This window comes from Pseudomonas proteolytica, assembly GCF_007858275.1.
GTDB classification, from domain to species: Bacteria; Pseudomonadota; Gammaproteobacteria; order Pseudomonadales; family Pseudomonadaceae; genus Aquipseudomonas; species Aquipseudomonas proteolytica.
In genome coordinates this window covers 95,311-113,919 of record NZ_VFEV01000017.1, presented here as the reverse complement: position 1 = coordinate 113,919, position 18,609 = coordinate 95,311, and the positions used below count along the sequence as shown (strand labels likewise).

Below are 18,609 nucleotides of genomic sequence, written 5' to 3'. Positions count from 1 at the left end.
AGGTGGGGCTCGGACTGAGCCGTGGCCTTTACCTAGGGGGGTGGTCGGTATTGCTGCGCTGCATGGTGGTAGCGTTAATGACAACCTGGTGGCTCCTGCCTGAGAAGCCCCCGCACCTCATCGTACAACTCTGTACCATAAGACTTTCAAAATGACGCCCCGGGGGCTATGCGCAGACTTTTTACCGCTAGGAGGGATTCCCTTGGAGAACGCAGTCGAAGCCAATTGGCATGGACATGATTACCAAGCTCGCTTTTTTTGGATTTATGCGTCGGCGCTTAGAGATCCCGATCAGACCAATGTGATTGAAGTATCCTACGAAACGGATGGGCCGAAAGCGTGCGATGACATCATCGTTTGCTATGATCCGGGCAGACCCAGCTACGGCCCTCACCGGGTGGTTGTCGATTACCATCAGATTAAGTACCACGTCGCCTTGGGTGGACGCTTTGGGTATGAAGATCTCATCAATCCGGCTTTCATTGGTGCTAAGTCCTTTTCAGTACTGCAGCGGCTCAAGCAGCAAAGAAAGATGCTCCTGCCAATTTCGCATTCACACTCGTAACCATCGATAACATCTTGGACGGCAATCCTCTCCCAGACATTATATCGGCGAAGGACAATAGCCTGCGCTTCGACAAGCTACTCATAGGCGGTGAGGCGGGCATCAAGGCATCGATAGAATCTTGCCCGATGAAAGCTGCCGGCATAGCGATGATGGGGATGTGGAGCCGGACTGTTGCCACGAGATGGGCAGCCCCTCCGATCATGGCGAGCCCTGCAAGCCCGGTCAGGAGTGCAAGACCTCCAGCATGCTGCAAGTGTCGATCGTGAAGCCTCCCGTCACGCAGTCCAGCCCCATTGCGGTTTCCTTCTCCAGCGATTTCCTTCCCGTTCAAGCCCTTTCCGGGGTATGGCGACCTCCGCGCGTTTGATTCCTGTTCCACACTGAGTTTCATCCCGCACCGTCTGGATGGCTTGCCTGCATGCGCTAGAGCGCTGCGCAGTGGATCATCGCAGCAATCGTGAACATACACCCAAACGCTATTGCACAGGCTGGCCCGTCGTGGCTGCCCTGGCGGTGACCGTGCAGGCATTGCCCAACGACCGCCCCTGACACTCAATGAAGCCTTATGGTTGGCCGAAGATAATGCCCCTTCGCTGACCGTCCAGGCGGCCAAACTGGAGATCGGGTTGCCGGCGGCGCTGATTGCCCAGGTGGAACGCAGCGGTAAGATTCAGCCGATCTTAGCCCTCACCAGCCCCATACCTGAAGAGCGCCTGGTCCGAACATGAAGATACTGGCGACAGTACTGAGCGCGGCCTGGTCGCCGCGATTCGTGAAGGCGCCGTGCAGCGTGTTCGACCCAAGGCCATGACAGTGGTGATCATTGCCGGCCTGCAGCCGATTCTCTGGGGCAGCGGTGCGGGTTCCAAAGTGATGAAGCGGATCGCTGCACCGATGACCGATGGTGGGAGGGGTGATCACCGCTCCACTGTTGTCGATGCTGGTGTTGCCGGCGGCCTATTGGTTGATGCGACGCAAAGGGAGGAAATCAGCGTCCGGCACAGAAAGGTAACTGGGCTGCCAGGAACCCGGGTAACTTGGCGATGAGCACGGGTTGCCCAGTCATTTCGGCACTTGATTCTTATCTACAGCTATTAAGAAAAGCTTCTTACACCCTGCAATTACGAAGATGTAATTTTCGCTTCATCTTAATGACAGGTTCGCACGTTTATACTTTTACCACGTGAGCGGAGGAGTTGAACGTGAGTATCTTAAAAGCAGTACTGGCAGTTTCGGTTATTTCCGCCTCGTCCTTGGTAATGGCCGAAGGCGGCGGCGACCGTGTCTATGGTCGCATGATTCAGGACAACGAAAAGGCGATGCAGGAGTACGCTGTATCCCGCGGCAAGAACCCGCCCGAGGTAACCCACTATCGGTACGGCATGAAGCTGGACATCGCCAAGCTCGTGCATATAACCTCTACCGGTTCCAGCTGCGAGGTTATGCCGGTTCAAATGACCTATGAGGACTCCAACGGCAATCTGCAGATTCTTGAGTATCGCGAAATGGGGACAGCTTGTCGGAATCAAAACTGAACTGCAGATTGAACTTACAGAACGCTGACTGAAAAGTAACTTAAAGTCGCTCTGCCGTTATTTGGCGTGTGTGAATATGGTGTGAGCACACGGACGATGCCCTGCGCACTATGGCAATTACTACAAGAAACTTGACAGAGATCACACTGCCAGAAAACATAGGAGCGCTACATGAGTAGTGAAGCCCTGTTGGGTCTATCACTGATTGCTCTCAGCGTCAGTGCCGGACAGGTCACAATGGCTACTGAAGAGAAACCAAAAGGTTTCGTCGAGGGCTGCGGCCTCACCATTTTGAACCGCAATATCTACTTCAATCGCGATTTCCGCAAAGGGCAGGCGAGCCGCACAGGCAACGGCTACTCGGAAGAATGGCCTCATGGGATCATAGGAGGATTTGTGTCTATCTTCACCGAGGGCGCTGTGGGCGCTGTGGGCTTTGGGGGCGACGCCTTTGCGATGCTGGGCCTGAACTCGACTCTGGCGACGGGCAATCCGGTAGTGGCGGCTCCTGCCTGAAAGCTTTTGCGGTATCACTATGGCCAACACCAGTATCGATGGCTTGGCCCTTCAGGGTGGCCGCCTCCATTCAATGAGCGAGCCCAATTTCAGCAGCATGCGCGATGGCCTCACTACGTTCTACGCAGGCACCGTCGACTCCCCCTGGATCGCTTATTTTGGCGGCGACTATACGGTCAACGACAACGTCGGCATCAGTCTCTATACAAGCCGACTCAAGGTGCCTGGAATCAGTACTACGCCGGCACCACGTTGAGCTAGCTGCTCTCAGATGATGTCGCCCTGATCGGTGGACTCAACTACTACAACGCCGTCGATGAAGGGAAACAACAGTTGGGTAGCTTCGATAACAACATCTGGAGCGGTAAGGTCGGGGTACAGTTCGGTGCTCATACCGTGATGGTCGGCATTCAGCGCAACAACGGGAGTGACGACTTCGACTACCTGCGCCTGTCCACTCGATCTACCTGGATAACTCCATCCAGTACATCGACTTCAACTCGCCCAAGGAGAAGTCCTGGCAGGTGCGCTACGACCTGGACGGGCAGGATACGGACTACACCAACGCCAACGAGGTTTACATGCGTCGCGACGAGGACGGCAATCCGCTGACCAATCAAAAGCGTTGGGAGAGCGACATCGAAGCCAATTAGGTTGTTCAAGCAGGAACACTGAAGGACGTGTCCTTCCGCATGCGCCAAGCGACTATCGGCGCAACCGATTTCGAGTCGGATCTGGATGAGGTTCGCCTCATCGTCGAACACCCGCTCGCAGTGCTTTAAGCTACGTCGGCGAGCGGCCTCCACCGGCGCTCGCCTTTTTTTCGTACCAAGGAAGACGATGAGCCATCCGGCTCTACAACAGCCTATTTCTAACCATCCAGGGCCTGAAGAGGAAAGAGGATGCTTAGGTTTATAGACAATTATGCTTGGCAGCATAAATTATAAACGCGAACATAATTGTCCATAAAGCGGCCATCAGCCTCGGCAGGCAGCTGGCTTCTTTTGGAGAAAATGGGTGTTTACGGAGCGCGTTGCCAGGATTCCGAGCGCCCGACCTTGAGAGGGAAAGTCGAGCGCTCGGCATCTAGCAGAGATGCTACTTGGTGGGGTAGTCGGCAATGACTTGGTCGGTACCGGCCTTGGTCAATCCGGTCACTTGATAGGCGTGCTGGGTGCCACCTGCCTCCATTCCAGGCGAGCCCGCCGGCATTCCAGGAACGGCTATGCCGACCAGATCATTTCGCTTGGAAAGCTCGATGACCTGGGCAGCAGGCACGTGGCCCTCTACGAACTTACCATCGATCACTGCGGTATGGCATGAAGCCAGCCGCGGAGCAACGCCCAGTCGCTGCTTAACCGAGGTCATGTCGTGCTCAACATGATCGATAACCTGGAAGCCGTTCGCTTCGAGGTGCGAGATCCATTTTTTGCAGCATCCGCAGTTGGCATCACGGTGCACATCGATTGTCAGGGCATCCGCTGCTTGAGCGGTCGACGCTACGAACAAGGCGGCCAGCACCGCCAGGCGCGCCCCTTTGCTTTTAACTTTCATGTACGTGCTCTTTGCCATCGGCAGGGGTGTGAGTTTTGGGGGCAGCTACCGGGGCCTTTTCCTCATGGGCATGCCCGGTGTCATGATGACCGGCACCGCTTTTCGCCTTTGAGCTATCTGCAGCATGGTGATCTGCACCGTTTGCAGGCTCAGCGGTATTCGAGGAGTGATGATCCGCACCGCCTGCAGCATCGCCGTGATGGTCGGCATTGGCATTTACTGCTGAACTGTCCGAAGCATGGTGATCGACGCTGGCGCTTTCATGCTGCCCCTCATGGTTGTGCATCTGGGTTTCGCCGCCCCCATGCTCGTGACCGCCGCTTGATGCAACCAGGGCTCGATACTGTTCAGCATTAAGTTTTGGCAGTTCGTTTAAGAATGCCACCATGCCCCAGATGTACTGATCGCCCATGCTCTTGCCCCAAGCAGGCATGCCCGTGGCTTTGATGCCATGCTTGATCACCCAGAAGGTTGCAGCCGGATTAGCATCGACACCGACCTTGGCCAGGTTCGGCGGAGCTGGATAGAGAGCTTGGCTTAGTTCGGTCTGGGCGACACCTGGGGCCAAGTGGCAGCCAATACACATGGAGTTGTAGTTGCCTGCCCCGGCACGGATCATGGCCTCGCCATTGAGGTTGGGAACCTGAATGTCCTGGGAGCGCACCTCAATAGAACGATCACGGGCCATCGACAGGAATGCATACACAGCTGGGAAGTGGGGATCATCGGCACCAACATTGACCAGGCCAAAATAGGCACCGGCAACAACCGCAGTGCTTCCGACGACGCCCGCCGCCACTAAGGTCTTAATTGTTCTTTTCATGTCCGCCCCTTAGAACCACATGCGAATACCGGCTACAAATCGAGCCTCGTTGGTATCTTCCCCTTCGTCGCCGGCAAAATCGGCGGTGTTGCCATAGGAGCGACTCCAGGTGACTCCGATATAGGGAGCAAATTCACGAACAATCTCGTAGCGCAGTCGCAAGCCCACTTCGGTATTGGCCAAACCAGAGCCAATCCCACGCTGAGGATCGTTTTTGCCGTAGAAATTCACTTCGGCTGTCGGCTGCAAGATCAGGCGATTGGTGAGCAGAATGTCGTATTCGCCTTCTAATCGAGCGGCGGTCTGGCCGTTTTCGCCGATGAAAGCGGTTGCTTCAGCTTCGAAGTTGTAGAGGGCCAAGCCCTGAATGCCGAAGGCGGCCCAAGTCTGCGGCGACTCCGGTTTGAAGTCCTGGCGGACACCCGCGACGACATCCCACCAAGGACCGATCGAGTGCCCGTACAAGGCCTCCAGCTCAGCATCTTCGGTGACGCCATTGGTGCGTTCGCCCTCGGAGCGAAGCCAGAGACGATTGATGTCTCCGCCGATCCAACCGATCGCATCCCAGGCTAGTGTGCTGCCTTCATCGGCATCCTGGTATTCGAGCTGGTCGAGCAGGAAAAAGTTGTTGATGGCACTGTCGTGCACCTTGTGGCCCGGCAAGGGCGGAAACGCGGCTTCACGATCTGCGTCCGTTAGAACCGGGATTGGGCTGCGGCTAGATCAGGTGCAGCCCGGCACACAACGCCGGGGCATCTGGTCGTCGATTCAACGCATTACGAACGTTCCCACCATCCCTGCCTGATAATGTCCCGGAAGGGTGCAGGCAAAGTTCAGGTTGGACGCATCGGCGAATGTCCAGACGAATTCCTTCGTCGTCCCAGGCTCAACGAGGATGGCGTTAGGATCGTCATGTTTTGCCTCAATGACCTCCGGATATCCCGGAGGATCGGAATCGCTAGGGGCAGTGAAGTGCTCCCGCCAGACGATCGACTTCGCCTTGCCCGTCGGCGTCAGCGTGCCGTCTTTGAATAGAGCCGCCATCTCGCGTTGATGTTTCAGCTGCGATTCGGCCTTGCCGATGTTGAATTCGTGCATCAGCGCCCCTTCGTTCTTTAATACGAAGCGGACGGTCTCGCCAGGCTTCACATCGATCGACTTCTGGCCGAAGCTAATGTCATCCATCTTGACGAAAACGGTACGCGTAGCAGGGGTTGCTTGGGCCTGTCGGCCAATGCTGGTTTCACTGCCAGGAGTTTGCGCAAAGGCTGGAGTTGTCGCTCCGAAGAGAAGTGCGGTGATCAACAGTTGGAGACGTGAACGTTTCATGATGAAACCTCACTGAGGTGGTTGGAAATCCTATGCTATTCCCCGGTTCCTGCCGGGGGGCTTACCCCAAAACTACAAATTAGTCAGCTTGAAAAAACGCGGCGCCGTTGTGGCGCCGCTAGGCCAAAGGAGCAATCACGGAAGGCCTTGAAGGGGGATTCTTATCGATGGCACTCTTTGTCAGCCATCATTAGCTTGTGCTCCCGCATCATCTGCCCGAGGGCGTCATCCACCAATTTGTCGTGCTTTTCCATCCAAGCGAGATGCTGTTCCGTAGATATACCGGGAGCTGGGTGTTCTTTGTGAAGCTGGCTCATCATCTCTTCGAGCATCTTCATGTGCTCCTTCATGTGCACATGGCGCTGGCCAGGAGGAGCCTTCTCCGCCTGGATCAATACGGCTTCGGCCTTCTCCCGCATTTTCTCGATGCGCTCTAGGGCGCGATCACTCCCTCCTTCAGCCCAGACAGCTGAAGACAGCAGGAGCGAAACAATCAGAAATAAAGATTTAAGCAGTTTCATAGGACAGTCTCCTCACAAGAAGCTGTGGCCGGCCCCTCTGGTTGTTGTTCATACGAGGGCCGAGAGCACAACCTAGTGCTCATGCATGCACCCTAGACAAAGCTCCCTGACAGAGGCATGAAGCTAGGATTACATTTTCGTAAGCTTCAGGTTGGGGGGGGCATTTGGCTGCACACTCAGGTCACTCTAAATTTGGAAACCGCCCACATGAAACTTCTGGTAGCTGAAGATGAGCCAAAAATAGGCACTTACCTGCAGCAGGGCCTCACTGAGGCTGGGTTCAACGTCGACCGCGTCATGACGGGAACGGATGCACTTCAGCATGCACTGAGCGAAGCGTATGACCTGTTGATTCTGGACGTGATGATGCCGGGCCTGGACGGCTGGGAAGTACTGCGGATGGTGCGAGCAGCGGGGAAGGATGTCCCAGTGCTGTTTCTGACGGCACGTGACGGCGTCGAAGATCGCGTGAAAGGATTGGAGCTGGGTGCCGACGACTATCTGGTCAAGCCATTCGCTTTTTCCGAATTGTTAGCCCGGGTCAGGACGCTGCTCCGCCGGGGCAATAGCTCGCCCACGCAGACCACCATGAAAATAGCAGATCTTGAAGTTGACTTGTTGAAACGTCGTGCCATACGCAGTGGAAAGCGGATTGACCTGACGGCAAAGGAGTTCTCGTTACTCGAACTACTGCTGCGCCGGCGCGGCGAAGTGCTTCCGAAGTCTTTGATTGCTTCCCAGGTCTGGGACATGAATTTCGATAGCGATACCAATGTGATCGAAGTTGCAGTTCGGCGTTTGCGAGCGAAAATTGACGATGATTTCGACATGAAATTGATCCATACCGCCCGAGGTATGGGCTATATGCTTGATGCCCCGGAGTCGGAATGAACCATCTGTCACTGACAGCGCGCATGAGCTTGATGTTCATGCTTGCGGTGATCGCCGTCCTCACCGTAGCAGGACTGAGCTTCAATGAACTCAGTCGGCATCACTTCAGAATGCTTGATCGGCAAACGCTGATTGAAAAGCTCGAATCGACTCAGAAAATTTTGAGCAGCGCACGTGGTCGCGCAGGCTTCATTGAGGTGCAGCCTCAGCTTAATGCCCTGCTGGGGGCGCATGAAGACCTGGCGGCGATCATCCTCGCAAATGATGGCACAGTTCTTTTTGCCGAGCCGAGGCCTTTCAATGTCCCCGAGAAATATCGACTCCACACTGACCACGGCATGTGGGAATGGCAAGAAGGCGGGCACATGTACCGCGGGATAACAGCGCAAGTGTCTGGCCCTTATCAACCCGAGCCCCTCACAGCCTTGCTGATCCTCGACGTCACCAATCACATGCACTTCTTTGAGACGCTGCTGCGATGGTTCTGGATCGGGCTGATCATCAGCGCCCTGATAAGTGCCGCGTTAGGATGGGTTGTCGCTCGCAGTGGGCTGAGACCTTTACGACAAGTGACCCAGGTGGCTACGTCGATGTCCGCAAGGTCACTGAAAGAGCGTATCCCACTGGAGCCAGTCCCCCTTGAGCTGCAGCAGTTGGTCACCTCGTTCAATGCGATGCTTGCCAGGCTAGATGATGCGTTTGTTCGGCTTTCGAATTTCTCTGCCGATATCGCCCATGAACTGCGTACTCCGGTGAGCAACCTCATGACACACACAGAGGTGGTGCTTACCAAGAAACGCGATGTCGACGCCTATGAAGAGAACCTCTACTCGAACCTGGAAGACCTGAAGCGCATGTCGCGGATAATCGACGAAATGCTGTTCCTGGCTAAATCGGACAACGGCTTGATCATTCCGGAGCTGACGCGTATCGAGCTCAGCGAGGTGGTCGCCAAACTGTTCGAGTACTACCATCTGCTGGCGGACGAGTGCGGCATCCACCTGACCGTATCCGGTTCAGGCAATGTCCTGGGTGACAAGTTGATGCTGGATCGTGCGATCTCAAATCTGCTGTCCAATGCACTGCGTTATACCCCCGAAGGGAAGACGATCTCAGTAACGATCCGTCAGACTGGTAACGCCGTCACCCTAACTGTTGAGAACCCTGGCGAGGCCATCAAGCCTGAGCACCTGGGTAAACTCTTCGACCGTTTTTATCGCGCCGATCCCGCCCGTCGCGAAGGCAATCCGAGCAATGCGGGGCTTGGCCTGGCTATTACCCGCTCCATCGCTGAGGCTCATCAAGGCAAGATCTGGTGTACCTCTGCCAACGGCTGGACCGCCTTCCACCTGGAGTTCCCGGCGTTATGAGGGGCACGGGAGATAGTCAAGGCTGGTCACACTTGGCCCTTGACTCCGAAAGTTGACTGGAAAGCACCGCGTTATCTTGCAGAAGGAGCTGCTTGTCTGTGGTCAACTCGGTCAGTTGGGTTTCAACTCGGGTTAAGCGTTCCGCCAGCAGGGCACGCTCCCGCTCGCTTACGGCCAGGTTCGTCTGCGTCTCAGCCAAAGCCTGCGCGCCATGCCCATGACGCTGCTCCAGTGTCTGATGCATTTGTTTCACCTCGGTGAGTTGAAGTACCACCTGCCATGCGCGCTGCGGATTTGAGTGAGCGCTTCCTGGGTCGTGAGCAGCGTGTTCTGTAGGTGTGTTGCCGCTGACCGAAAACTGACCCATCAGGTCAGTTTTGACTGGCAGCATTACATCCCACTCATCGAACGCAAGCCCGGTGCGCTGCGCAATGGCGCGCCGTTTGTCGATCTGCCCAAGCCGTTGCGGCTTCTCAAGCAGGGCCTGAGACGTCACACCAACGGTGATCGAATCATGACGCAGGTAGTGGCTGCTGTGCCCATCGCTGGTCTCGACCCAGTGCTGGTGGCGGTGGAATTGGTGCTTGAGTCGGGAAGCCTGAGCGCCGATCACATCCTGAATGTTCTAGCCCGACTGACCTCCACTGCACCACCTCCTTCCGTAGAAACCAACCTACAACTCAAGGCAGCGCCTGTTGCCAATACGGCACGCTACGACCGGCTCCGTGCCACCGATGAGGAGACTCGCAATGCGTGATCTTATGGCGGAACTCAAAGAACTGCGTCTGCATGGCATGGCCAGCGCCTGGGAAGAACTGGCGTCCCAAGGCGAAGCCTCGACGGCGTCGTCGAAATGGCTGCTCGAACATCTGCTCCAACAAGAACAAGCAGATCGCGCCGTACGCTCGGTTAACCACCAGATGAACATGGCCAAACTGCCCATGCATCGTGACTTGGCAGGCTTCGATTTCAGCGCTTCCAGCGCAGATGCCCGTCTGGTCAAAGATCTGTCCAGCTTGGAGTTCACAGAGACCGCGCAGAATGTCGTGTTCATCGGCGGGCCCGGAACCGGCAAAACACATTTGGCCAGCGCCCTGGCCGTGTCCGGAATCACAACCCATAACAAACGCGTGCGCTTCAAACTTGGTTTCGGCTGACCAGTTCTGAGTCGATTGCTTGTTTTCGGACACTGCACTTCCTTCAGAACTGAGCTGCTTGCGCCAGTTGGACAAAGACATTTCGCTGACCCCTTCGCGCCGGGAAACCTCGGCCATCGACAGGTTCAGCGGGGGAAGCAGCATCTTGAGTAATGCGGCTCTGCGTTCAGGTGAATAGTACGGCACGACCAGTCTCTTTCCGCCCCCGATGTGCTTCGGAAAATTCGGAGAGGCGACAACTATCCTGACACCGGGGGGACTCCTCCGTTGCAGCGAATGCGATTATCCAGCCCTGTGGAATCGTACCGGCGTCAAAGCTAGAACAGATATTGGCCCATCAGCGAATACTGGGCGAGCACGAGGAGGCGGGACAGAGCATAGTGGGCCCAAATGTGCCACGCATAGTGGCTGAGGACTTGTAATGACTCGTTCGAGAAATCTAACCCCCGATGCTGTTGAGCAGATCGTCTCCATCCTTGACGGCTGGTCTGGGAAATTGACTTGGGACCTGCTGATCATAAGCGTCGCACGTCGTTTGCGGAGGACCTACACGCGTCAAGCGTTGCATAAGCATGAATGGATAAAGCGCGCGTTCATGTTGCGTAAGCAAATACTGTCAACTTCGGTTGGGACGAGAAAAGTCGTCAGCTCCGAAGTGCAAGTGGCAAACGACCGCATTGCACGTTTGGAAGGTGAAAATGGGCGCCTGAAAATGGAGAATGATCGACTACTCGAACAATTTGTGCGATGGGCCTATAACGCTTACAGCGGGGGCTTAGATGAGCAATTTCTATCCCGGCCTCTGCCCGTCATCAATCGAAAGCAGACGCCCTAGGCGGTGTACGAAAAGTAATGTCGTGAACATCGCAGGTGCACCCCCCGAAATCGATGGAGCCCTATATGGCTACTGAAATGCGGCGGAACACGGCATCTATGACGCTTCTGACCGATTACTCGAAAGGCCGCGCATTTTGCACCCTGCGCTTGAACTGCAAGATCGCGAGTTTATCCCTATTGTTCACAGGGAGTGTCAAAACTGCTCTGACCCACTCATCATATGACCCGGATTGTCATCTCGGCATGTTGTCCGCTGGCGGACGGAAACCCCATCGGCAAGTGCCGAAGCCTCAATATGGGACTTCGAAAGGCGTTAGCACCACCCACTTCCCATCCGTTGAAAATTCGGTTGCACAGGATGAAAGCTGTCCGAAGAGTTTGAAGGACACATCTGACAAGCAACCACAGATATGCGTGGAATCAGCCCTCGATAAAAACCTTCAACGGTGGTTCGTGCATCAGGAAGTTCTGGTGCGAGATGTTCCAGGCATAAGCGCCCGCGAGAGTGAATACCAGCAGGTCACCAATCGCTAGCTGCGCCACTGGTTGTTGTCTGGCAAGGACGTCCTTTGGCGTACACAACTGGCCCACCAGCGTCACGGACTGATCGCTGATTTGTGCCGGCTGCGAGCCTCGCAGTACCGTGAACGGATGGTCGTGGCCTTGAGCCGCAGGCGTGCGAAAGTGATGGGTACCGCCACGTCCGATGGCAAAAAACTCGCCGTGACTGCTTTTGATGTCCAGCACCTGCATGACGTAGTAACCACAGGCAGCGCTGATGAAGCGGCCGATCTCGAAACGTATGCGGGTCGCGCCCATGTCGTACTCATTGATCAACCCCTGCAGGCCCTGACAAAACCGTGGCCAGTCGAATGACTTGGCCGCGTCCTGATAGTTGATGCCCATCCCTCCGCCGACATTCAGTAGCGGCAGTTGCAGGTCGTGGTCGGCGCACAGCTGGCGGAAGGTCAGGAAGTAGCTGCGAATCAATTCAAGGTGCGCATCGACATCCAACTGGTGCGACAGCAGATGAAAGTGCAGCCCCTTGAGCTCCAGAGACGGTTCTTCGCGCAGCAATTGCAGGGCGCTTGCCAGACCTTCTTCATCCAGACCGAACGGCGTGGGTTTGCCACCCATGACCAATCGGCTCTGCGGTGTCTGGGCCAGCTTCAGATTCAGCCGCAGCATCACCGGAGCCCGCACACCGCGTTCGCGGGCGATGCGCGCCAGACTTCGCAGTTCGGTCACGCTCTCCACGTGAAACGCCGAAATCCGGTACTGCAGGGCGATATCCAGTTCGCGATCGAGTTTGCCGGGGCCACCAAAGATCAGCGGCTGGTCGGGGCACTGTTCATGCAGCCACGTCAGCTCGCCGCCGGAGGCAGCCTCGAAACCGTCCACCCACGGCGCCAGGGTTTTCAGCACCAGGGCTTCCGGGTTGGCCTTGGCGGCGTAGAACAATTCGCAGTTTTCGGGCAGTACCTGACGCATTGCCTTTACGTGCCGTTCAAGGGCAGGCAGGTCGTAGACGTAGGCGCACAATGGCGCGTCGTGTTCAGTCTTGAGCTGCTCGATGCGTTGGGTGACGGAGGCAGGAAGGCTCATGCGTGTTTCCTCTTTTCATTCATCGCCAGCGGGCTGGGCAGTAAGGTGTAACCGGCCTCGCGGTCGGCGCGCATCATCAGGCGCGTCATGAAGTTTTCCTTGCTTGGGAAGGGCGCGCCGGCGCACAACTCACGCAGTTCTGTCGGATGGCCCAGACGCGTGGATTGCGCGTGCAGCAGGTCGCCGATTCGGTCCCACAATTGTTGTTCCAGCGCGCCGCTGCCGTTGGCCAGATGGAAGATAGCTTCGCCGAGATTGTTCACCAGTGCGCAGTAGCCCACTCGTTGCCAGGCCTTTTGCGCGCTGTAGTACACCGAGCTGCGGGTACGTTCATCCAGCGCACTCAGGCGTTCAGCGGGCCAGATTTCAGGGACCAGCTTGGTGCCTTCCAGATCGCGAATCCAGACCTGGCTAGGCAGTCCGTTTTCCGCGAAGCCAATGACCGTGTTCTGCAAATGCGGCTCCAGCGCCACGCCCTGACGGAACAGGCAATACAGCACACCGCCGAGCATCTGACTGGCATAGGCATCCAGCCAGTTCAGCGTGGCTTGCTCAATGGTCAGGCCCGTGTTGTCGGCGTAGCGCTGTACCTGTTGGCGGCAGACACTGCGACCCTGTTTATCCCAGGTGAACAGTGCCATTGCCACTTGTGGCTGGTACCGCTCGCGGTCGACGACGGGAAGGTTTTCCCGGTAAACGATGCCGAAGCATTCGGTGACTTCGCGGGCCTCCTCCAGCGTACCCAGGGCGCTGAGGTCCAGGCTGGTGGCGCAGGGTTCGGGCATCAACATGAAGCCCGGTTGTTGCGTCGCCAACTCGCTCATGATGGGGCCGAGCAGGCGAGTGAGGGCGACGGCGCTGTCGAGTTCATACCAAGCGTTCTTGCGCACGCAGTTGGTCAGGCGCACGTGCATCGAGAACTTCATGAAGTAGGCCATCTGCGGATGGTAGAGCGTGCGCACCGACGACGTCGGGTACATGGCCTGACCCAGGGGGCCGAGGTAGGTGATCAAACCCTGTTGCTGCGCCCGCCGCACCAGCGGGTCGGCAAGCACGCGGGCGACCTCCCAGGGGTGGCACGGATAGGCGTCGTCGCGCCCCGACAGTTGGCGCAGAGTACTGCGTGGATCTTCACCCTGATGACGAATCAGCGTCGGATCAACCTTGAACCAGTGCAACTGAAAGCGCGCCCCAACTTCCGGCGAGCAGGCCAGCAAATCGTCATGGGAGATGCCCTCGCGACTTTTCGGTGTCGGATGCAGGGCATGGCCCCACAGTTGATGTTGCTCGGACGTCAGCAGGCTGTCGGCTGCTTGGTTGGCCGGGAGTGAATGCCGCAGAAAGGTGCGGGTGATCTGCAGGCTGTTGCCGATCTGTTGCAGCATCTCGCCGACGCGGTCGGCTCCACTCAGCGGGGTACAGAGCAGGCGCGCCAGTTCGTGGGCGTTCAACGGTCGCCAGCTCTGGTTATTGCCTTTGAAGTAGGGGGCGCTGATGTAGTGGCAGCGGCCCAGAAGACTGGCGCGGTCGATGCGTACGACCATGCGGCCACTGGGCAGGTGAATGCTGATGCAACGGCCATTGGCCTGGCGCAGGCTCATCGGCAGATCCTGGGCTTGATCGTTCAGGTTCACTTCGTTGCGGGGCAATGCGTATTCGCGCAAATAGCAATTGAGCAGGCACTCGATGCCATGCCGTTGGGCTTCGCCATCGAGGGCATGGTCATGCTGGGATACGGTGTTCAACGATACGGTATTGATAGCGAGCGTCATGCCGGAATCTCCCGGGAGGTCATCAATAGAGGGTGCGCGAGTACCATGGCCGCCATGGCCGCCAGGCACGCAACGAGAAAGGGGGACGCAATGCCGAAGGTCTGACTGACCAGAGCGGCTGCGACACCAGCAGCGGTACCGGCCCATTTGCCACTGGAGTCGAACCAGCCGAACAGGCGACCGGCGCTGCCTTTTCGGCTGCGTTGGCTCAGGCAGCGGTGCAGCCCGACAAAACTGAGCAACATGCCGGCTCCGCTGAGCAGACGCAGAATGAACAGGGGTTCGGCCTGCACGCTCCAGAATTGCAACGCGTTGCTGATTGCCAGCAGTGCCAGCCCCGGCAATAGCAGGTTGCCCTGATGCTTCTGAACCCAGGGCAGGGCCAGCAGGTAAACCAGATGCGGCAGGCTGTAGAGCACGCCGATCATGGCATCGCTGCCAATTCCCAGTTGCTCGCCGAAGGGCATGAAGTAAGGAAAGGTGACGACCATCGCGAAGCTGAACAGAAACTGCACCGCCATTAGCCGCGGCATGTCTTCCGGCAAGTCGCCCAATGCCTCTGCTTTTTTGCTGTCCAAGACATGCTTGGGGGCGTCCTTGGGCAGCGGCAGGATGAGTACGAAGGCCAGCAGCGGTAACCAGGTCAGATAGCGATACAGGCTCAATCCCATGCCTTGCGCGGTCAGCAGCCCCAACAGGATCGGGCCGCTGATCATCGCCAGGCGCGCCGAATACTGTGTCCAGTTCAGGGCGCGGGACAAATCGCCGCCCTTGAACTGGGTCGACAGGTAGGCGTTGGACGCCGCCATTGCGCCGCCGAAGGTGCCCTGGATGATCAACGCCAGGACGAACACCGTCAGATTAGGGCTGAAGCCTGCCAGCAGGAAGCCCGCGAACAGTCCGGTATGTGCACGCAGCAACGACAAGCGACAACCGTTGCGATCGGCCCATCGTCCCCAGATCGGCGCCGCCAGTGCGGTGCAGAGTGTCGGCAGTACGAACAGCACACCGATGGCCCAGCCTGGTGTGTCAGGTGCGAGGTCGGCGAGGATGCGCGGCAAGTACAACGGAATACCCAGTGCCGTGAAGGCCGACAGGTAATGCCCCAGCAGAACGCTGGTGATCAGACGCCGTTGCATGGAGCATCCTCCAGCAGGAAGTTCGCCGCGCTGTAGCCATAGAACTTGTTGATGTCACTGGCACCGGAATGCGCCTTGCTGAACAGGCTGCCGGCGCTGAGCAGGTATTTCACCGGCAGTTTCGGGCTGTCGAGCAGCCATCGACGCGCGTCGTCACAGTCGATGCCTTCTGCTTCGAGATGTTGCAGACAGGTCATGAGACGCTGACGCAGCGTGCCGTACAGACCGGATCGAGAGGCCAGGCCTGCGGTCGCTATCGCTTCCAGGATCGCAACAATATTCAGCTGCAAGGTGATGGTGCAGAACATCTCGGCCAATGGTTGGCTGCTGTCGACGCGAATGCGCTCGTCCTGCAAGACTGCCGGCAGATCAGCGAGATCCGGGCACGCATGGGTGAAGCGCTGAGGCCACAGGCGAGCGGCGTCGTTGTCCTTCATCAGCAGGCGCAATGGCTGACCTTGTTCGAACATCAAGACGGCGTTCTGCTGGTTGGTCTCCAGCGCGATGCCGTAATGCAGCCACAGCCGCAGATGGACCTGCAGCAGCAGATCGAGATAATCGTCCAGCCAGTGTTGCAACGAACCTGCGTAGAAGCGCTCGGCCAACTGTTCGAGGAAAAGGCGTCCATCGGCAAGCGGGCTGGCCAACGCGGCGACAGGTACGAGTGTGGTGTTCTCAAGACCCGTCGGGTAACGGCGCACGATATAGGCTAGGTGACGACTTTCGGCGGCATGACCACCGTGTTTTTCGTCAACGTGCAGATAACGTGACGCCAGTGCCGGATCGCGCTCGGTCAAGGCCTGCAGGGTGGTCTGGAACCAGTGACCGTCGTATAGGGTGCTGGGCTTGATCAGGCGCAAATTGCGCGTACCGAGCGTGCTGACTAACAACGGTAGTTTGATGTGCCACTGAGGTTGATTGATGCAGACCACCGTGCGCACGGACAGCGTAGGTTCGACCTGCATGGCCGAACGTGGAGCCTTGAGCGTGCCTTCAGGCAGGCCGTATTGCTCCAGTTCGCCCCATGTCAGCGGGTGTACTGGCAGTAATGAATGGCTGTTTTGCAAGGTCGGTGACAAGCCGACGTCCTCGAAGTCCGGCCAGTGCAGCGGCTGTGGGCTGGTCAGGGTCAGGGCGTTGTTGGGAATCGCCAGCCAGTTGAGTTCGAAGCGCGGCGCAAACTCCGGCGCGTAGCCTTTGAGCGCGGCGGCATCGAAGCCGCTTTTGGCCCGCGCCGTTGGATAAAACGGGTGATCCAGGTAGCTCGCCAGTTGATCGATCTTCAGCAGCCTCTGCGACCAGTCTTTCAGGGCAGTCACGTCGCTCAGCGCAGGGCCATGCTGGCGATACGCCTGATTGCACAGGGTCCGGTGTTCGGTCGCGCAATCTGCTTCTTTCAGGTACGCCGCGAACAGCGTCAGACTTTCTTCGTCCAGACCGTGGCTCAGATGGCCCAGCCAGAGCCCGTAGCCGTGTTGAACCTCGCCGTGGCTTTGCGGCGACACTTTGATCCAGGCGTCGCCTGTACCGATCCAGTCCTGCAACGGATACGCCTTGACCACCGGCAGCCATAGTTCGTCGGCGCCCAGATGGGCGATTCGCAGCCAGCTTGCGTCGGGCTGATGCTGCAAGTGTTGACTCAGTTCTTCCGGCAGCCGACAAATCTGTCCTTTGCTGACGATCCCACGGATGTCCTCGCGCAGGCAGCAATCGATGATGCGTCGACTAATGAGCGCCTGATCCGCGTCCTCCGGATGCAGGCTCATGCCACCACCCACTTCAGGTCGTTCAGGGTCGAATTCAGTTGCGCTTCGAGGCTCACGTCATCCGGCGCGATCAGTCTCAGTACGCCGACGTAGTCCTTGTTGGAATGGCTGATGGTCACGGTGTCGCCGGTATTGTGCAGTGCACGGTAATCGCACCAATGGCCTTCACGTTCGACGTTGAAGCTGGCGCTGGCCTGATCCAGACGCCCCGCGCGATCGGCAACAAGGTAATGAACGGTTGCTTCGGCTTGCGCCGGTTGCGCGTCGATCAGGTTGTCTCCCAAATGCAAAGCGACGATGCGGTCGAACCAACCCTGTGGCAGCAGCCGATCAAGCAGGAACTCGCGACCATCGCCGATGCTGCGATAGTTGATCTCAACCAGCACCGGGCCTTGAGCGGTCAGAATGAATTCGCTGTGGCAGACACCGAAATTGACTCCGAACGCTGCTACTTGAGCCATCGCGGCGGCACGATGAGCGCGGCTGAGTTGTCCATTCCAGCGCGCGGCGAGTTCTACAAAATGCGGCGGTGGTGAAAGGGTGACATCGAAGCCACCGATGGCTTGCAGATTGCGCCCGTCGCCCAGGGTTTCGAGGGTGAACAACGGACCTTCCATGTACGCCTCCAGCAACAGCGCCCGGTCCGGTTGCTGCTGCCAGAACTGCTCGCAGTAAGCGCTGAGCTCGGCGGCGTTTTGACACAGTCTGACGTCCAGGCTGGCGACGCCTTCACGAGGCTTGGCGACCACCGGCCACGGCGCAGCGGTCGGTAATGTGGCATTCGATGTGAGCACCTGGAACCATGGGCCAGGCAGACCTAGACGTTGCATGCGCTCGCGCATGGCCGCCTTGTTCTTCGCCGCATAGCACAGCCGCCAGTCCTTGCCTGGGCATTCGAATGCCTCGGCCACCATCGCTGTCGCGGTCTGCAGGTGATCGCTGTTGGAAAATACGGCGATGGGCTGCAAGTCCTGACTGTTGAGTGCCTCTATGACTGCTAGCGGATTGAACACATCACATTCGATAACATGCAGCTCTAGCGGCGAAATGTGCGAGGTGGCGAGCAGGCGCCGGTGCTCCTGAGCGTGGTCGGTGATGACCACGATCGGCAACCCGCGTGTATGGGCGGCAGGCAAGAAGCCCTCGAGAATGGCAGGGTGGGCGACGTGGGCAAGGATGACGAATGGACGTTGCATGGCAGTTTCCTGAGGGCAGCAGTTGCCCGT

General features: G+C 57.7%; 15 protein-coding genes and 8 pseudogenes. 11 read left to right on the top strand and 12 right to left on the bottom strand.

Translation table 11 applies throughout. From position 1 onward, the window contains the following. Window positions 1–202 precede the first annotated feature (202 nt). The 6 genes and pseudogenes from FIV38_RS14420 to FIV38_RS31095 all read left to right on the top strand — a co-directional run bounded on the left by FIV38_RS14420 (window position 203) and on the right by FIV38_RS31095 (window position 3,401). A complete protein-coding gene (locus tag FIV38_RS14420; RefSeq protein WP_092234822.1) occupies window positions 203–565 on the top strand; it encodes a hypothetical protein in 363 nt (120 codons plus the stop codon). Window positions 566–603: 38 nt separating this feature from the next. Beyond that, window positions 604–935, top strand: a pseudogene (locus FIV38_RS30395) (hypothetical protein). A 71-nt stretch (window positions 936–1,006) separates the two neighbouring features. Then, window positions 1,007–1,269: pseudogene (locus tag FIV38_RS30785) on the top strand (hypothetical protein); the annotation flags it as partial. Further along, window positions 1,268–1,580 (top strand): annotated as a pseudogene (locus FIV38_RS14405) (efflux RND transporter permease subunit); the annotation flags it as partial. The pseudogenes FIV38_RS30785 and FIV38_RS14405, both read left to right, overlap by 2 nt. Before the next feature lie 190 nt (window positions 1,581–1,770). Continuing rightward, window positions 1,771–2,103, top strand: coding sequence for a DUF2790 domain-containing protein (locus FIV38_RS14400; RefSeq protein ID WP_092234825.1), 333 nt, complete (start codon window positions 1,771–1,773; stop codon window positions 2,101–2,103). 171 nt (window positions 2,104–2,274) lie between these two features. Beyond that, window positions 2,275–3,401: pseudogene (locus FIV38_RS31095) on the top strand (OprD family outer membrane porin). A 316-nt stretch (window positions 3,402–3,717) separates the two neighbouring features. Here FIV38_RS31095 and FIV38_RS14390 read toward each other — a convergent pair. The 5 genes and pseudogenes from FIV38_RS14390 to FIV38_RS14370 all read right to left on the bottom strand — a co-directional run bounded on the left by FIV38_RS14390 (window position 3,718) and on the right by FIV38_RS14370 (window position 6,846). Next, window positions 3,718–4,173 carry a DUF411 domain-containing protein gene (locus FIV38_RS14390; RefSeq protein WP_092234828.1) on the bottom strand — a complete coding sequence of 152 codons (456 nt, stop codon included), beginning with the start codon at window positions 4,171–4,173 and terminating at the stop codon, window positions 3,718–3,720. Beyond that, on the bottom strand, window positions 4,163–4,996 hold the full coding sequence (locus FIV38_RS14385; protein ID WP_092234830.1) for a c-type cytochrome: 834 nt from the start codon (window positions 4,994–4,996) through the stop codon (window positions 4,163–4,165). Before FIV38_RS14385 ends, FIV38_RS14390 begins: the two co-directional genes overlap by 11 nt. 9 nt (window positions 4,997–5,005) lie before the next feature. Continuing rightward, window positions 5,006–5,716: pseudogene (locus FIV38_RS14380) on the bottom strand (copper resistance protein B); the annotation flags it as partial. 48 nt (window positions 5,717–5,764) lie between these two features. Beyond that, on the bottom strand, window positions 5,765–6,325 hold the full coding sequence (locus tag FIV38_RS14375) for a cupredoxin domain-containing protein (RefSeq protein ID WP_092234833.1): 561 nt from the start codon (window positions 6,323–6,325) through the stop codon (window positions 5,765–5,767). Between the two features lie 161 nt (window positions 6,326–6,486). After that, complete coding sequence (locus tag FIV38_RS14370) at window positions 6,487–6,846, bottom strand: co-regulatory protein PtrA N-terminal domain-containing protein (protein ID WP_092234836.1); 360 nt, start codon at window positions 6,844–6,846, stop codon at window positions 6,487–6,489. A 207-nt stretch (window positions 6,847–7,053) separates the two neighbouring features. On the opposite strand from FIV38_RS14370, the gene FIV38_RS14365 reads away from it, so the two are divergent. Both FIV38_RS14365 and FIV38_RS14360 read left to right on the top strand, forming a co-directional pair. Then, window positions 7,054–7,737: a heavy metal response regulator transcription factor gene (locus FIV38_RS14365; RefSeq protein ID WP_092237359.1), complete on the top strand. Its 684-nt coding sequence runs from the start codon at window positions 7,054–7,056 to the stop codon at window positions 7,735–7,737. After that, on the top strand, window positions 7,734–9,107 hold the full coding sequence (locus tag FIV38_RS14360) for a heavy metal sensor histidine kinase (protein WP_092234838.1): 1,374 nt from the start codon (window positions 7,734–7,736) through the stop codon (window positions 9,105–9,107). The genes FIV38_RS14365 and FIV38_RS14360 overlap by 4 nt, the downstream gene beginning before the upstream one ends. Window positions 9,108–9,123: 16 nt before the next feature. Here the strand turns inward: FIV38_RS14360 and FIV38_RS14355 are convergent, their stop codons facing one another. Beyond that, on the bottom strand, window positions 9,124–9,351 hold the full coding sequence (locus FIV38_RS14355; RefSeq protein ID WP_139273562.1) for a hypothetical protein: 228 nt from the start codon (window positions 9,349–9,351) through the stop codon (window positions 9,124–9,126). Window positions 9,352–9,474: 123 nt separating this feature from the next. Here FIV38_RS14355 and FIV38_RS14350 point away from each other — a divergent pair. Continuing rightward, window positions 9,475–9,864 (top strand): annotated as a pseudogene (locus tag FIV38_RS14350) (IS21 family transposase); the annotation flags it as partial. Continuing rightward, window positions 9,857–10,246 (top strand): annotated as a pseudogene (locus tag FIV38_RS14345) (ATP-binding protein); the annotation flags it as partial. The pseudogenes FIV38_RS14350 and FIV38_RS14345, both read left to right, overlap by 8 nt. Here FIV38_RS14345 and FIV38_RS14340 read toward each other — a convergent pair. Then, window positions 10,247–10,450, bottom strand: a pseudogene (locus tag FIV38_RS14340) (transposase); the annotation flags it as partial. Between the two features lie 235 nt (window positions 10,451–10,685). On the opposite strand from FIV38_RS14340, the gene FIV38_RS14335 reads away from it, so the two are divergent. Continuing rightward, entirely contained in the window at window positions 10,686–11,099 is a 414-nt protein-coding gene (locus FIV38_RS14335) for a hypothetical protein (protein WP_092234844.1), read from the top strand. Window positions 11,100–11,521: 422 nt separating this feature from the next. Here the strand turns inward: FIV38_RS14335 and FIV38_RS14330 are convergent, their stop codons facing one another. The 5 genes from FIV38_RS14330 to FIV38_RS14310 are packed head-to-tail and all read right to left on the bottom strand — an operon-like array spanning window position 11,522 to window position 18,579. After that, window positions 11,522–12,706, bottom strand: a complete 1,185-nt coding sequence (locus FIV38_RS14330) for a type III PLP-dependent enzyme (RefSeq protein WP_092234847.1) — start codon at window positions 12,704–12,706, stop codon at window positions 11,522–11,524. Beyond that, window positions 12,703–14,478 (bottom strand): IucA/IucC family protein, encoded by a 1,776-nt coding sequence (locus tag FIV38_RS14325; protein ID WP_092234850.1) that lies wholly within the window; start codon window positions 14,476–14,478, stop codon window positions 12,703–12,705. The genes FIV38_RS14330 and FIV38_RS14325 overlap by 4 nt, the downstream gene beginning before the upstream one ends. Next, window positions 14,475–15,617 (bottom strand): MFS transporter, encoded by a 1,143-nt coding sequence (locus tag FIV38_RS14320; RefSeq protein ID WP_092234853.1) that lies wholly within the window; start codon window positions 15,615–15,617, stop codon window positions 14,475–14,477. Before FIV38_RS14320 ends, FIV38_RS14325 begins: the two co-directional genes overlap by 4 nt. Then, on the bottom strand, window positions 15,602–17,383 hold the full coding sequence (locus FIV38_RS14315; RefSeq protein WP_092234856.1) for an IucA/IucC family protein: 1,782 nt from the start codon (window positions 17,381–17,383) through the stop codon (window positions 15,602–15,604). Before FIV38_RS14315 ends, FIV38_RS14320 begins: the two co-directional genes overlap by 16 nt. After that, window positions 17,380–18,579, bottom strand: a complete 1,200-nt coding sequence (locus tag FIV38_RS14310; protein WP_092234859.1) for an ATP-grasp domain-containing protein — start codon at window positions 18,577–18,579, stop codon at window positions 17,380–17,382. The genes FIV38_RS14315 and FIV38_RS14310 overlap by 4 nt, the downstream gene beginning before the upstream one ends. Window positions 18,580–18,609 lie beyond the last annotated feature (30 nt).